The sequence below is a fragment of the Flexivirga endophytica genome, assembly GCF_014640635.1.
GTDB lineage: Bacteria > Actinomycetota > Actinomycetes > Actinomycetales > Dermatophilaceae > Flexivirga > Flexivirga endophytica.
Genome location: NZ_BMHI01000005.1, coordinates 1 through 14,931 on the forward strand (window position 1 = coordinate 1; position 14,931 = coordinate 14,931).

Consider the following 14,931-nt stretch of genomic DNA (forward strand, 5'->3'; position numbering starts at 1 on the left):
CTTGTGCGCCGCTCCTCCTCCGGCCGGCCTCGCGGGCTCGGCCGGCCGGCATCGTCGCGGACGCGGTATGAAGGGCGGGCGCGGCATTGCCCCATTGACGCACTTGACGCCGAGTGACGCATTTGCAAATGCGTCACTCGGCGTCAGCTGCGTCACCCGGCGGTCAGGCTGCGCGCCGGCCCGGACCGGAGGATGCCCAGTCCGACGAGGCCGACCCACACCATGGTGATCAGCCCGACGAGCGCGTCGGCGCCCCAGCCGTTCACGGCGTAGAAGTCCGTGGCGTCCATACCGAAGTACATCGACGGTATGGCGAGCACGTTGATCACCGCGACGGAGACGCAGCCACGAACCGCCCATCGCGGCACGAGTCGCGACAACCCCGATGCGCCCGCCGCACTGGCGAATCCGGCCAGGAACATCGCGATCCACAGATGCGCGATCGGTCCGTGCGCGAGGGCCATCGCCGCGGCCAGCGGTCCGTCGGTGGTGGGGTCGAGCGACGCGTGTGGCTGCCACAGCGGCGTGCCGGCCTCCAATGAAGTGGCGAAGAGGATGACAGCGACATACGTGAACAGTGACACCAGCGCGAGCTGACCCGGCAGACTCCGCCGGCCGTGACCGTCGACCGGCAACAGCCTGCCGAAGGCGACTCCGAAGACACTCAACAGCGCGAGCATGATCAGGGTCAACAGGCTGCGGGTGAGTACGTTCGACGCCGGCGGCGGCCCGGAGTAGACGAAGTAGAGCGCGATGAGAGCGACCGTCGTCACGCCTGCGCCGAGCGCTGCCCAGCCGGCGACGCGTGCATCACCACGGTCGATGTGGGTGCGGGAAGTGGTTGTCGGATCATCAATGACGGCAGAGGTTTTCACAGCGACTCCTGGACCTGATGCGTTGAGGTGTTCATGGCAGCAACGATGGCTGTGGCGCCATGTCGGTCACATCTGCCGTTCGGGCGGAGAGCGTCGGCGAAAGACCGATCGTGAATACGACTTTCGTTGACTGCGGCCGACCGGGTCGGACATCTAGGCTGACGACGTGCAGCATCGCCCGGTCATCTCGTCCGCCGTCGATGACGAGCGTGAGCCGCCGAGCGTCTCCCTCCTACTCGTGCTCGCGTCCTTCGCCGGCGGCCTCGCCAACCTCTTCCTCGTGCTGCAGCAGCGTCCCGGCGGGTCCTGGCTCCCGCTCGACGTGGCGGTCGGTGCGCTCGCCTGCATGGCGCTGGTGCTCCGACACCGCAGGCCGACGACGGTCGCCCTGACGCTCGCCACCGCCAGCGCGTTCGCAGCCACTGCCGGAATCGCCAATTACGTTGCGCTGTTTGCGGTTGCGCGCACGAAGCGGCTCGAGATCGCCTTCCTGGTCGCGCTCGCCGACATCGTCGCAGGCCTGGTCTTCTGGCTCGTGCATCCGGGCAACGCGTCGGTCAGCCTGACCGTGATGGTCAACACCGCGATCTCGCTCGCGGTCGTCGCGTGGGGCGCGCTGCAGCAGACGCAGCAGGACCTCGTGGCGGTCTACCGGGACCGCGCGGCGCGGATCGAGCGCGAACGGGCGATGCGCGCGGAGCAGATCCAGATGGCCGAACGCGCGCGGATCGCACGGGACATGCACGACTCCGTCGCCCACCACATCTCGCTGATCGCCCTGTATGCCGGAGGGCTCGAGGTCGCCGGCGCGAGTGCGCAGGACGTCGGCCCGACCGCAGGCACGATCCGGACGACCGCCACCCGTGCCCTGGACGAACTCCGCGGGGTGATCGGCATGCTGCGTGACGGCACGCTCGCCATACCGCAGGAGAACGGGCCCGAGCGGTCCGTCGGCGGACTGGTCGACGAGGCGCGAAGGGCGGGGCAGCTCGTGGTCGCCAATCTCGGGTCGGGCGCGACGCCGGACTCGGGTTCCGGTGCCGAGGCCGTCTACCGCATCGTGCAGGAGGGGCTGACCAATGCCCGCAAGCACGCGTCCGGAGCGCTGGTGACGGTGAGTGTGCACCAGGAGGGAGCCGAAGCGGTGGTGTCGATCACCAATCCGGTGGAGGCAGGCGCACCGCTCATGCCCGGCAGCGGTGCCGGGCTGGTCGGCCTGACCGAGCGCGTCGCTGCTGCCGGAGGCGTCGTCGAGCACGAGATCGTGGGACGCGGGAACGGCGGCGTCGGCGAGTTCCTGTTGCGGGGAAGGGTGCCACTGCGATGAGCCCGCACACACCGGATCCGACCTCGGTGCTGCTCGTCGACGACGACGCGATGGTCCGGGCCGGTTTGACCATGGTGCTGTCGGCGGATCCGACGATCGCGATCGCTGCGGAAGCGGCCGGTGGAGCGGAGGCCGTCGTGGCGGCGATCCAGCACCGGCCCGACGTGGTGCTGATGGACCTGCAGATGCCGCAGATGGACGGTGTCGAAGCGACCCGCCGCCTCCACGCGGCGGTGCCCTCGTCCGCAGTCCTGATGCTCACGACGTTCCACCTCGACACGCACGTGCTCGACGCGCTGCAGGCGGGCGCAAGCGGCTATCTGCTGAAAGACGTTGCGCCGCAAGAGCTTTGCCACGCCATACATCTCGCCGCGTCGGGTGAGTCGGCGTTCTCCGCCACGATCACCAGGCAACTGGTGGCTCGGCATACGGCCTCGTCCCAGGTGGGCACCGCAGGGTCAGCGGCGCAGCGTGCGCTCGCCGCACTCACCGACCGGGAGCGTGCGGTCGCCGACGCCGTCGCGGAAGGGGCCTCGAACGCCACCATCGCCAGGGCGCTCTTCATGAGCGAGGGCACGGTCAAGACACACATCTCCCGTGCGTTGGCCAAGACCGGCCTCGACAACCGGGTTCAACTGGCGCTCACGGTCTTCCGCGCGCAGCAGAGTCACTGACTCGACTCCTCGCGATAACGGGCCGTGCATCCGGTGAACCTGCTCACCGGATGCACGGCCCGATATCGGTCGTCGTCTCGTGTCTTATTGCCTCCGCCAGGGCGGCTGCTGCCTACTTCTGAGCGGCCTCGACCTTGCGCAACCGTGCGACCAGCGTCTTCAGGAGTGCGGCGGCGATGTCGCCGTCATTGCGGACCAGCGGCATGAAGGCCATGGGGGAGAGTGCGAAGGTCTCCACGCCCTCCGGACCGGCGGTGATGGTCGCCGACCGGGGAGCGCCGTCGATCATGGACAACTCTCCGACGTAGTCACCGACACCGATCTGGCCGCGGTCCTCGCCGCCGACGACGACGTTCGCGGAACCCTGCAGGACGACCCGCAGGCCGCTGTCCTTGGAGCCCTCGGTGATCACGTTGGATCCCGGACCGCTGCGGAAGTTGGACCCGCTCTCGGCGATCTGGGCGATCGCGGCCGGGCTCAGACCGGTGAACAGGTCGATGCCCGCGAGGATCTGCTTCAACTGAGCGCTTGACATGGATGAACCCCTTGAGAAATGAAAGATTTACGCCCGTGCGGTGACCGAGCCAACTTAGCAGCGCGGGCCCGCCCGCGCCGGTGAGATTCCGCGAGCGAGATCGAACCGGCATTCGTCAGTCCTCCGGGGTAAGTTCGGCTCGTGACGACGTGTGCTCGGTGTGGTGCGGAGCTGGCCGAGGGTGCTCGGTTCTGTTCCTCCTGCGGGGCCGCGGCGGCCCAGGGCGCACTGCAGGCGCCGGTCCGCAAGCACGTGGTCATCCTCTTCTGCGACATCGTCGGATCGACGAGTCTGGGTGAGTTCGCCGATCCGGAGGCGCTCCGTGAGCGTCTGTCTCGATACTTCGACGCTGTCTCGCGGGTCATCTGGGAATACGGCGGCACCGTCGAGAAGTTCATCGGCGACGCGGTCATGGCGGTCTTCGGGGTGCCCAGCACACGCGAGGACGACGCGATCCGGGCGGTGCGCGCAGCGTCCGCCATACACCTGGCTGTTGCTGACCTGTCGACCACGTTCCAGGCCGAGATCGGCCAGCAGGTGCACGTGCGCATCGGCGTCAACTCCGGTGAGGTCTTCGTGACCCACCAGCCGGACGGGCAGTTCTCGGTCACCGGCGACGCGGTCAACACGGCGCAGCGTCTGGAGTCCGCTGCCGGCACCGATGAGACGTATGTCGGTGACACCGTGGCCGAGCTGGTGCGTGACGAGATCGTGCTCGACGACGTGGGAGAGGTCCTGCACAAGGGCCGCAGTGCTCCGCAGCGTGTCTTCCAGGTCGCCGCAGACCAGGAACGCGTGCTGACCGTCCGCGAGCCCGCCTTCGTCGGTCGCGAGGTCGAGCTCGCCGACCTGACCGTCCTCGCCGACCGTTCGGCGGCTCGCAGGCAAGGCTGGCTGCTCACGTATGTCGGGGACCCCGGCATCGGCAAGTCTCGGCTCGTGCGTCAGTTCGTGACGGCACGGCGGGACCGCTTGCAAGTCATCGCCGGTGGCTGCGACGCCATGAGCACCGGGGCGTTCGCTCCGCTCGCGGGATGGCTGAGCAACCTTGCCGACGACTGGCCGACGTATGTCGAGCAGTTGTTGGGGTCCGAAGCCGGGCCGGTGCTGCAGCGGCTGCGGTCCGCGGTCGGCCTTTCCGAGGCCCAGACATCCACCGAGGACGTCGTGTGGGCCGCCCATGCGGTGCTCAGCGCGGTGTGCGAGTCCTCACCGGTTGCATCTGTCTGGGACGACCTGCACTGGGGGACCGCTGCCCAGCTGGATTTCATCGGCCGGCTCGCTGCCGCGTGCCGGGCATTGCCGGTGCTGACCATCTGCCTGGCACGTCCGGAGCTGTTCGACATCGACACGTCCTGGGGTGGCGGGCGCAAGGCGCGGGTCGAGGACGTCGAGCCGTTGGACTACAACGAGATGCTCGCGGTGGCTGCCGAACGAATCGCTTTGCAGCCGGGCGGGATCGACCTGACCGCGGAGGACCTCGTCGACCGGGCGGACGGCAACCCGCAGGTGGTCCAGCTGCTGGCCCAGTCCGCGGCGGCAGGCGGTGCCCTCCCTGCGTCGGTCACCCAGCTCTACGAAGCTGCCCTCGACCGGTTGAACGCGGATGAGCGCTCGATGGTGGAGGCCGCCGCCGTCTACGGCCGACGTTTTCCGGCGGCGCCGGTCGGCGCCGTCGCGGAGGTGTCGGACCCGGCGACGGTGCTCGACCGCCTGCGCGACCGCAACGTGCTCGAGGTCGCATCCGACGGAGATTACCGTTTCGCGCAAACCGTCTTCATGCAGACCGCCTACCGCACGATGTCCAAACGCACTCGCATCACACGCCATTCGGCGTTGGCGGACTGGGTGGACAACCATCGGGACGGGCTGCACCTCGACGCGGTGGCGCTGATCGCGTCGCACCGGCAACGGGCGTTCGACCTGCTGGAGGAGATCGAGGGCTCCCCCTCCGAGCGCACCGCGCTCCGGAGGATGGCGGCTGATGCGGCCCTGGAGTCACTGCTGGCGATGCAGCTGCGCGGTGACCCGGGACTACCGGACGCGGTCGAGCGATTGCTCGATGTCCTCCCCGCGGGCGACGCTCGTCACTTCGAGGTCGCGCATGCAGGCTGGTATCTCCGCAACAGGGTCGATCCCGAGCGATGGATCGGCTGGTTGGACCGGCTCGACGTCGCGATGGAGGCGGACTCCACCTGGCAGCTCATCCGTCGTGCTCCACGCAATCTAGCGGCGGTGCGTAGCGGAGATGTGAGCTTGGACCAGACGCGCGCCGAATGCCTGCAGATCCTGGGCCGACTCGACACTATGGGCGAGGTCGAGCCGCTCGCGGTCGACGTCGTGTCCATCCTGTTGGCCCAGGCGGAAGCCGATCTCGGAAACTTCGCGGCCTGCCACCGAGTCTGCGTGGATGGGATCGCCCGCGCACAGCATGGCGGACGCACCTTCATCGAGCGGATGTGGCGCAATTTCGATATTCAGGCGGCATACATCGGGCTGACCCCGCTGCCCGAGGTCATCGCGGATGCGCGGACGTTGCAGACGATGGTGTCCGGACAACGACAGCAGTGGTGTACCACCACGTCGGTCCTCGCGGGCGCGCTGGCGGGAGTTGGTGATCTCGATGGTGCCCGCACGCTGTGGGAGGAAGTGGCGGTCAGGCATGCCGAGGAGTCGGCGTCGGAACAAGCCTTCAACCTGCAGCACTACCCGCACCTGTTACTCGCGGACGGCCGTCCGGGCGACTCCGCGCGCTATCTGGCGAAGCTGGCATCCGACGCCGGGCTACCGAGTTTCGCCGCGAGCCTGTTGGGGTTGGGAGCCCGGGATGCCATCTTCGCCGGCGACCTCGCGTTCGCCGTCGAGTGTTGTCGCAAGCTGGTGATGGTCGAGTTGCCGCCGACGCTGGCGTTCCTGGAGGACGTCAACGAAGCCTTCATGGTTGCGGTGCAGTGCGCGCTGCGCGGTGATCGGGTCGGCGCGCTCCACCAGATCGAGCTCAACGCCCGGGTCGACCGGCCAGAGGAGAGCCCGGTCAGCGCCGCCTACATGCACGCCATGATCGCGATCGTCGAGCGCCTGCTCGGCGACGAGGCTGCCTCGAGTGCTGCAGCGAACAGTGCCCGGGACGCGCTGATCGCCAAGGGCGCGACCGCGCTCGTGCCGCAGGTCGACAGGTGGGTCGCGAATGCCGACAAGTTGCGTGAGATCGCAGCGTGACAACAGGGGAAAGGGTGTGCTCACGTGACAACGTGTGCTCGGTGTGGGGCGGAACTGCCGGCGGAGGCTCGCTTCTGCCTGTCGTGCGGTGCGGCGGTGGCGCGGGGCGGACTCCAAACGCCGGTGCGCAAGCACGTCGTGATCCTCTTCTGCGACATCGTCGGGTCGACGACGCTCGGTGAGGCCGCCGATCCCGAGGCGCTGCGGGACCGACTGGCGCGCTACTTCGATGCGGTCTCGAAGGCGATCTGGGTGCAGGGCGGCACGGTGGAGAAGTTCATCGGTGACGCGGTCATGGCGGTCTTCGGGGTGCCGAGCACTCGGGAGGACGACGCGGCTCGCGCGGTCAGGGCCGCGAGCGGCATACATGATGCGGTTGCGAAGCTGTCGCGGCAGTTCGAGCAGGAGATCGGTGTCGGGCTGCACGTGCGCATCGGCGTCAACGCCGGCGAGGTCTTCGTCACGCATCAGCCGGACGGGCAGTTCTCGGTCACCGGTGACGCGGTCAACACCGCCCAGCGGTTGGAGGCAGCGGCCGGCACCGGCGAGACATATGTCGGTGACACGGTCGCCGAGTTGCTACGCGACGAAATGGTGCTCGACGAGGTCGGCGAGATCCTGCACAAGGGAAAGACGGTGCCGCAGCAGGTTTTTCGTGTCGCTGCGGATCAGGACCGGGTCCGTGAAGAGCGCGAGCCGTCATTCGTCGGCAGGGTCGGTGAACTGGCGGATCTGACCGCGCTCGCGGACCGCTCCGCCGCACGTGAGGAGGGGTGGCTGCTGACCTACGTCGGCGACCCCGGCATCGGCAAGTCCCGACTCGTCCGCGAGTTCACGGCGGGGCGCGGTGACGGCTTGCGCGTCGTGACCGGGGGAGCCGACGCCATGAATGCCGGTGCGTTCGCACCTCTTTCGAGCTGGCTGAGCAGTCTCGACGTCGACTGGGAGGCGTATGTCGAGCAGCTTCTCGGTGACGAGTCGGCCGCGGTCTTGCAGCGCCTGCGGTCGGCCGTCGGTCGTTCCGACGCGCAGACCTCGGTCGAGGACGTGGTGTGGGCGGTGCAGACTCTGCTGGCTGCGCTGTGTGAGACGTCGCCGGTGGCGTCCGTGTGGGACGACCTGCACTGGGCGACCGAGGCGCAGCTGGACTTCATCGGCCGGACGGCGGCCGCGAGCCGTGGCCTTCCGGTGCTGACGATCTGCCTCGCTCGCCCCGAACTCTTCGACATCGACTCCCGGTGGGGTGGCGGGCGCAAGTCCCGGGTCGAGGACGTCACACCGTTGGACGAGGAAGATCTGCTCGCCATCGCCGCGGAGCGGATCGCGTTGCAGACCAAGGAGATCGACGTCACCGCCGAAGATCTCGTCACGCGTGCCGACGGCAACCCGCAAGTGGTCCAGCTGCTCGCGCAGTCCGCCGCCGCTGGTGAGGGGTTGCCGGCGTCGGTGACTCAGCTCTACGAGGCGGCACTCGACCGGCTTACCGCTGACGAGCGTTCCCTGGTCGAGGTCGCGGCCGTCTACGGACGACGCTTCCCGCTCGCACCGGTAGCTGCCACTGCCGGCATCGACGAGCCGGCCGAGGCTGTCGCCCGTCTGCGCGGCCGCAACGTGCTCGAGGTCGCCGGCGACGGCGACTTCCGCTTCGCCCAGGCGGCTTTCATGCAGACGGCTTACCGGACGATGCCGAAACGCACTCGCATCACTCGGCATTCGGCGCTCGCGGACTGGATCCGCGAACATCAGGGCGGCATCCTGGGCGACCCGGTCGCGTTGGTCGCTTCGCACCGTCGGCGTGCTTACGAGTTGTTGCAGGAGATCGACGGCCCGGCTGATGAGCGGCAGTTGTTGCAGTCGTCGGCCTGCGAGGCCGCGATCGAGTTGCTCAGGGCGCAACAGTTGCGCGGCGACCCGGGTATGCGGGACACCATGGACAGAGTCCTGGACCTCCTTCCGTCCGGAGCCCCGGGGCACTTCGAGATCGCCTATGCCGTGGTTCTTGCCCGCAACAGCGGGGCGACGGTCGAGCGCTGGCAGGGTTGGATCGACCGCCTTGATGCCGCGATGGCGCAGGACGAGGACTGGCAGGTCGTGCGATCCGTTCCCCGCAATATCGTGGGCATCCGCCGCGGCGGTCTCACGTTGCTGGAAGCCCGGGAAGAGGCATCAATCATGGTGGATCGGCTCAGGAGGATCGGACCGGTCGATGTCTTCGCGATGGAGCTCGCGGCGGTCTACCTGAGCCAAGTCGAGGCGGACCTCGGGAACCTGCGTGCATGTCACGAAGTCTGCCTGGAGCGAGCACGAGCGGCCGCTGATGAAGATCGGCCGGTTCAAGAACGGGTGTGGCTCAACTTCGACCTGCAGATCACCTACAGCGCCAGCACTTCACTGACCGAGGTCGTCGAAGATGCCGCACGACTGCAGGAAGTTGTCGCCGGCCAGCGCGGAATGTGGGGGACCACGACGGCGGTGCTCGCAGCGGCACTCGCGAGCAGTGGACGATTCGAGGAAGCCCGGCAGCAGTGGGCGTTGCACGAAAAAGCATTCGACGGGGTGGATCGTGCGGAGACGCTCTACGACCTGCAGCACTACCAACGGACTCTTGCTGCGGAAGGTCGACTTGCCGACGCCGCTGATTTCGCGTCGCAACTCGCCCATCGGGCGAACGACGCAACGGTCGTGAGCTACGCGGCGTCACTACATGCGGCAGCTGCACGATGGGCGCTGTTCGCCGGCGCCCTGGCAGCTACACGAACACACGTCGACAATGCGTTGACGCTGGAGTTACCCGACTCGTTCGACTGGCTCCGTGCCGACGCGCAGGCATTCACAGTCGCGATCGAGAACGCGCTCGACGGTGACCGCGCAGGTGCCTTTGAGCAGATCGAGATCGGCTCGCGGATGGACCGGCCGGAGGAGAGCCTGGACGCAGCTGGCATCGTGCACACCTTCACCGCCATCGTCGAGCACCTCCTCGGCGACGAAACGGCCAGTCGCGCAGCAGCCGCGGCGGCGAAGGACGCCTTCGAGCGCAAGGGCGCGGTGGCGCTGCGTGACCAGGTCGACACCTGGGTGGGCAACGCCGAAAAGCTCCGTGCCGGCTGATCGTGTTCCCAACAGCCGGGCGCGAGCGACATACACCGGACACCTGGAAGAATGGCCGATCGTGATCACCTGTTGGCGTTGCGGATTCGAGTCGCCCGCTGGGACGAAGTTCTGTCCCAACTGCGGCGCTGCCCTCGCACAGGGCGGTCTGCAGGCGCCGGTGCGCAAGCACGTGGTGATCCTCTTCGTCGACATCGTCGGCTCCACCAGCCTGGGCGAGTCGCTCGACCCCGAAGCGCTGCGGGCGAGCCTGTCGCGTTATTTCGACGCCATCTCACGCATCGTCTGGAAGTACGGCGGGACCGTCGAGAAGTTCATCGGCGACGCCGTCATGGCCGTTTTCGGCGTCCCCGCCACGCGTGAGGACGATGCGCTGCGCGCCGTGTCGGCGGCCACCGACATACACGAGGCGATGCGGGACCTGTCCAAGCGGATGCAGGCCCGGCTCGGGCAACGACTGCGAGTGCGGGTCGGCATCAACTCCGGTGAGGTCTTCGTGACCCACCAGCCCGACGGGCAGTTCTCGGTCACCGGCGACGCGGTCAACGTCGCGGCGCGGTTGGAAGCTGCGGCCGGCCCGGACGAGACGTATGTCGGAGACACCGTCGCAGCCCTCGTCGGCACCCAGGTCCCGCTGGACTTCGTCGCGCCGATCACCCACCGCGGCAAGACCGAGCCGCAGGACGTCTACAAGGTCGCCGACCGGGACGCCCGGTCCGGCGACATCCGGCGCAGCCCGTTCGTCGGCCGCGAGGTCGAGCTGCGGGACCTCGGCGGCATCGCCGATCGGTCCCGGCGACTCGGGCAGGGCTGGTTCGTCACGTATGTCGGCGAACCCGGCATCGGCAAGAACCGCATGGTCGCCCACCTGCTCGACGAACGCGACGGATTGCGGGTGCTGCGCGGCACCGCCCAACCACTGGGCACCGACGGCAACTACGGCCCGCTCAACAAACTGCTGTCCAGCATCGGGGAGGACTGGACGCAGACGGTCACCTCGATGTTCGACGAGCGGACCGCCACCGCAATCATCCGGCGGTTGGAGTCGGCGACCGCGCGCTCGGAGGAGACGACGTCGACAGACGACATCGTGTGGGCGGTCCGCAAGGTGATCTCCCGGCTCGCGCTCGGCGGCCCGATCGCGGTGTGGTGGAAGGACATCCACTGGGCGAGCGAGCCGATGCTCGACCTGATCGAGCAGCTGGTCGAGCCGCTGCTGACCTACCCAGTGGTGACGATCTGCACGACCCGGCCCGAGCTGTTCGAGCGACGGCCGATGTGGGGTGGCGGTCAGCAGTCCCGCGTCGAGCCGGTCGACCCGCTCGAGCCGGCCGAGCTGCGCGAAATGGCCGCCGAGCGGATGTCCGACCTCGAAGCAGCCGCTGCCGACTCCGGCCGGTCGGTCGAGGTCACGCTCGACGCCCTCATCCGTCGCAGCGACGGCAATCCACAGGTGTTCGAGGTGCTGCTCGAGTGCATGTGCGACGGCGAGGAACTGCCCGTGTCGGTGCACACGCTCTTCGAGGCGACGCTGGACCGGCTCACCCCGATGGAGCGCGCGTTCTGCGAGGTCGGGTCGATCCTGGGGCGGGAGTTCTACGCCGAGGCAGTTGGGCCGGTCCGCACGGCACAGCCCGATCCGGACGACGACGGCAACGACGTCGCCCACCGGTTGCGGCAGCTGAACATCCTCGAACTCGGGGACCAGGACAACTCAGGCTTCACTCGCTACCAGTTCGCGCAGTCGATGCTGATGGAGACGGCATATCGCACGCAGGCGCGCCAGGTCCGCTCCGAGCGCCACCTGCGGGCAGCCGACTGGATCGCCGCGCATGCCGAGGAGCTGCAAGGCTCCCAGCGCCGGGCCATCGCCGAGCACGTGCGGAAGGCGTATGACGAGATCGCGCTCGTCTCCTCCGACCCGTCCCTCATCGCGAACGTGCGTGATCGTGCGGCGCGCGTGTCGTTCGAGGCCGCCGAAGAGCTCGACCTGCGCGGCGAGCCGGGCGCCCGGGCGGCATACCTCGCACTCATCCCGCTGTATGCCGATGGCGATCCGCGACTGCACGACGTCGCGCACCGCGCGTTCACACGCTCCGACCACACCAACTTCCAGGAGGTCGAGGAGGTCGTCCAGCTCTTCGACAAGAAGTTCGACGAGGCGCCGGCGTGGCTGGTGCACCGGGAGGGGATGCTGCTCACCGGACGGTTGAACTCGGCGGCGACCACCCCGTTGGAGGGCATCGGAGTCGCCACCGAACTCATCGGCGACGCAACAGGTTTCGACATACCCTCAATTGCCCTGGACGTCGGTTGGGCGCGCATGCTCGCCTACGGTCTCGCCGGTCGTATGACGGAGGGACTCGGCGAGGTCAGCAGGCTCAGCGCGGTTGCGGAGGAGCTCGAGGACCGGCCGGTGCGGCGGCGGCTCACCTTCGCGCGGGTCGAATACGGGATGTGGAGCGACGAGCCGGCGGCGATGGTCCTGGAGGACGTCAACCAGGCGATCAGTTCGGGCGCCGCACAGCACGAGCGCATCCTCAGCCTGCTGCCGCTGCGCGTGTGGCTGCGAGCCATGCTGGGCGATCGGCCAGGCGCGACCGAGGACTGGGAGCGGGTGGAGGAGCTGTCCAGCGGCCCGGACTACCTGGCCCGCGAGACCGACCGGTGGGCGATGGCGCTCTACAGCTTCGGGGATGCTCGCCAGGCCGCCGATGCGTTGCTGGAGACGCTGCCGCGGATCGGGCACATCGCACAGCTGGACAACAGCATGTGGATCGTCCGGATGTTGTTGCGCACCGGTGATCTCGACGCGGCGCTGGAGGTGTTCGACGGGGACGTGGAGGCGCCGACGATGGAGGACGACGGCTACGCGCCGGGACTGCGCGAGTCCGTGGCCGCGCAGCTCCTCGCGGCGACCGGCAACGGCGAGCTGGCCCTGCAGCGCGTGCGCGAGGCGCGCGAGGCAACCGCGGGTATGTCGATGCCGATCACGCTCGCCGAGCAGGCCGTGGACGAAGCCGTCACCCTGCTGCTGCTCGGTGACCGCTCGGGTGCCGACGACGCCGCCGAGCGCGCCCGACGGGCCTACCGGCGCAAGGGTGCCGACATCATGGCCGACCACGTCGATGACTGGCTGAACGCCGCCGAGAAACTACGCGGAAGGGATTGACCATGCGCACCGAGACCCACCAATTCCACACCGGCGCAACGGAAGTGGTCCTCGACATCACCCGTGAGTGCGAGGAGTTCGCGGCTGCCGGGCCGGACGGTCTGCTACACGTCTTCGTGCCGCACGCGACGGCCGGCATCGCGATCATCGAGACCGGAGCGGGCAGCGACGACGACCTGCTCGCGGCGCTGGGCGACCTGCTGCCCGCCGACGACCGCTGGCGACACGCACACGGCAGCCGCGGACACGGCCGGTCGCACGTGATGCCGGCGATCGTTCCGCCATACGCGACGGTGCCGGTGATCGACGGCAACCTGGTGCTGGGCACCTGGCAGAGCGTCTGCCTGGTGGACCTCAACGTCGACAATCCGGACCGATCCGTCCGGTTCTCGCTGATCCCCGGTTGACCGACGCCGTGCGACGACCCCGCGGTCGCGTGAAAAGATGCCAGGCGTGACGGCAACTCTCCTGGACGGCAAAGCCACCCTCGCGACCATCAAGACCGAATTGCGGGCCCGCGTCGCGGCGCTCGCCGAGCGCGGGATCGTGCCCGGCCTCGGCACCGTGCTGGTGGGTGACGACCCCGCATCCCGCTGGTATGTCGGCGCCAAGCACAAGGACTGCGCGAGCATCGGCATCAACTCGATCCGGCGGGACCTGCCGGCGACGGCGTCCCAGGCCGAGGTCGAGGCCGTGATCGACGAGCTCAACGCCGACCCCGAGTGCACCGGCTTCCTGGTGCAGCAGCCGACCGGGCTGGACGAGTTCGCCTTGCTGTCAAGGGTTTCCCCGGACAAGGACGTCGACGGCCTGCACCCGGTCAACCTCGGCAAGCTGGTGCTGGGGGAGACCGGCCCGTTGCCGTGCACCCCGATCGGCGTCATCGAGTTGTTGCGCCGGTATGACGTGAACCTGCGCGGCGCCGAGGTCGTCGTCGTCGGCCGCGGGTTGACCGTCGGCCGCCCGCTCGGCCTGCTGCTGACCCGTCGCAGTGAGAACTCCACGGCCACCCTGTGCCACACGGGGACCCGGGATCTGGCAGCGCACACGCGTACCGCCGATGTGATCATCGCCGCCGCCGGGGTGCCCGGTCTGATCACCGCAGACATGGTCAAGCCGGGCGCCGCGGTGCTCGATGTCGGTGTCTCACGGGTCGACGGCAAGATCGCCGGTGACGTGGCGCCCGACGTTGCGGACGTCGCCGGCCACCTCACCCCGAACCCGGGTGGCGTGGGTCCGATGACCCGGGCGATGTTGCTCACGAACGTCGTCGCCGCAGCCGAACGGCAGGCAGCGCTCGCGGAACGGGCGTGAACAAATTCCGCCTCGGGCCACTGTGGTGGTTCGTCATCCTCGGCACCGCGCTCGCGCTGGTCGTGCTCTCGACCGGGCCGGTGCGTGGCGGCGGCTACCTGCTGGCCCTGGTGCTGGCCGTCGCCGGCCTGGGCCGGATCGCCTTGCCGGAGAGTCTGATCGGCGCTCTCGTCATACGATCCAGAGCGGTCGACGGAGCAGCGTTCCTGGTGCTCGCAGCTGCCGTCGGGTTCATCTTCAGCGTCGTGAAGCTCAGCCCGCTGACCGGCTGATGCCGAGTGTGGTCGCCGTTGGGTGGGGCGGCGTCCCGAAGTGCCGACGGTCGGTCTGTGGGGACGGGTTGGAGGCTGGAGGGTGTCCCGAAGTGCCGACGGTCGGTCTGTGGGGACGGGTTGGGGGCTGGAGGGTGTCCCGAAGTGCCGACGGTCGGTCGGTGGGGACGGGTTGGGGGCTGGGGGTGTCCCGAAGTGCCGACGGTCGGTCGGTGGGGACGGGTTGGGGGCTGGGGGGTGTCCCGAAGTGCCGACGGTCGGTCGGTGGGGACGGGTTGGGGGCTGGGGGGTGTCCCGAAGTGCCGACGGTCGGTCGGTGGGGACGGGTTGGGGGCTGGAGGGTGTCCCGAAGTGCCGACGGTCGATCTGGCGGGACGAAGCGGAGTCCCCGACATGAGGCGGAGCCCCCCCGACATACGGAAGCGGGCGCCGGTC

10 protein-coding genes are annotated in these 14,931 nt (G+C 68.7%); 8 read left to right on the top strand and 2 right to left on the bottom strand.

The window, feature by feature from the left end; genetic code table 11:
* Window positions 1-152: 152 nt before the first annotated feature.
* The gene (locus tag IEX71_RS15315) at window positions 153-875 is read right to left on the bottom strand and encodes a hypothetical protein (protein ID WP_229749774.1); all 723 of its coding nucleotides are present in this window, start codon (window positions 873-875) and stop codon (window positions 153-155) included.
* A 166-nt stretch (window positions 876-1,041) separates the two neighbouring features.
* On the opposite strand from IEX71_RS15315, the gene IEX71_RS15320 reads away from it, so the two are divergent.
* Both IEX71_RS15320 and IEX71_RS15325 read left to right on the top strand, forming a co-directional pair.
* The gene (locus IEX71_RS15320) at window positions 1,042-2,202 is read left to right on the top strand and encodes a sensor histidine kinase (RefSeq protein ID WP_229749775.1); all 1,161 of its coding nucleotides are present in this window, start codon (window positions 1,042-1,044) and stop codon (window positions 2,200-2,202) included.
* Window positions 2,199-2,876: a response regulator gene (locus IEX71_RS15325; protein ID WP_188837940.1), complete on the top strand. Its 678-nt coding sequence runs from the start codon at window positions 2,199-2,201 to the stop codon at window positions 2,874-2,876. The genes IEX71_RS15320 and IEX71_RS15325 overlap by 4 nt, the downstream gene beginning before the upstream one ends.
* A gap of 112 nt (window positions 2,877-2,988) precedes the next feature.
* Here the strand turns inward: IEX71_RS15325 and IEX71_RS15330 are convergent, their stop codons facing one another.
* Window positions 2,989-3,411 carry a cyclic nucleotide-binding domain-containing protein gene (locus IEX71_RS15330; protein WP_188837941.1) on the bottom strand — a complete coding sequence of 141 codons (423 nt, stop codon included), beginning with the start codon at window positions 3,409-3,411 and terminating at the stop codon, window positions 2,989-2,991.
* 141 nt (window positions 3,412-3,552) lie between these two features.
* Between IEX71_RS15330 and IEX71_RS15335 the strand changes: the two genes are divergently transcribed.
* From IEX71_RS15335 to IEX71_RS15360, 6 genes are all read left to right on the top strand, one after another.
* On the top strand, window positions 3,553-6,630 hold the full coding sequence (locus tag IEX71_RS15335; RefSeq protein ID WP_188837942.1) for an adenylate/guanylate cyclase domain-containing protein: 3,078 nt from the start codon (window positions 3,553-3,555) through the stop codon (window positions 6,628-6,630).
* 24 nt (window positions 6,631-6,654) lie between these two features.
* A complete protein-coding gene (locus tag IEX71_RS15340) occupies window positions 6,655-9,738 on the top strand; it encodes an adenylate/guanylate cyclase domain-containing protein (protein ID WP_188837943.1) in 3,084 nt (1,027 codons plus the stop codon).
* A 61-nt stretch (window positions 9,739-9,799) separates the two neighbouring features.
* Window positions 9,800-12,910 carry an adenylate/guanylate cyclase domain-containing protein gene (locus tag IEX71_RS15345; protein ID WP_188837944.1) on the top strand — a complete coding sequence of 1,037 codons (3,111 nt, stop codon included), beginning with the start codon at window positions 9,800-9,802 and terminating at the stop codon, window positions 12,908-12,910.
* Between the two features lie 2 nt (window positions 12,911-12,912).
* Window positions 12,913-13,317, top strand: coding sequence for a YjbQ family protein (locus tag IEX71_RS15350; protein WP_188837945.1), 405 nt, complete (start codon window positions 12,913-12,915; stop codon window positions 13,315-13,317).
* Between the two features lie 46 nt (window positions 13,318-13,363).
* Entirely contained in the window at window positions 13,364-14,224 is an 861-nt protein-coding gene (locus tag IEX71_RS15355) for a bifunctional methylenetetrahydrofolate dehydrogenase/methenyltetrahydrofolate cyclohydrolase (RefSeq protein WP_188837946.1), read from the top strand.
* Window positions 14,221-14,496, top strand: coding sequence for a DUF3017 domain-containing protein (locus IEX71_RS15360; protein WP_188837947.1), 276 nt, complete (start codon window positions 14,221-14,223; stop codon window positions 14,494-14,496). Before IEX71_RS15355 ends, IEX71_RS15360 begins: the two co-directional genes overlap by 4 nt.
* Window positions 14,497-14,931: the final 435 nt, after the last annotated feature.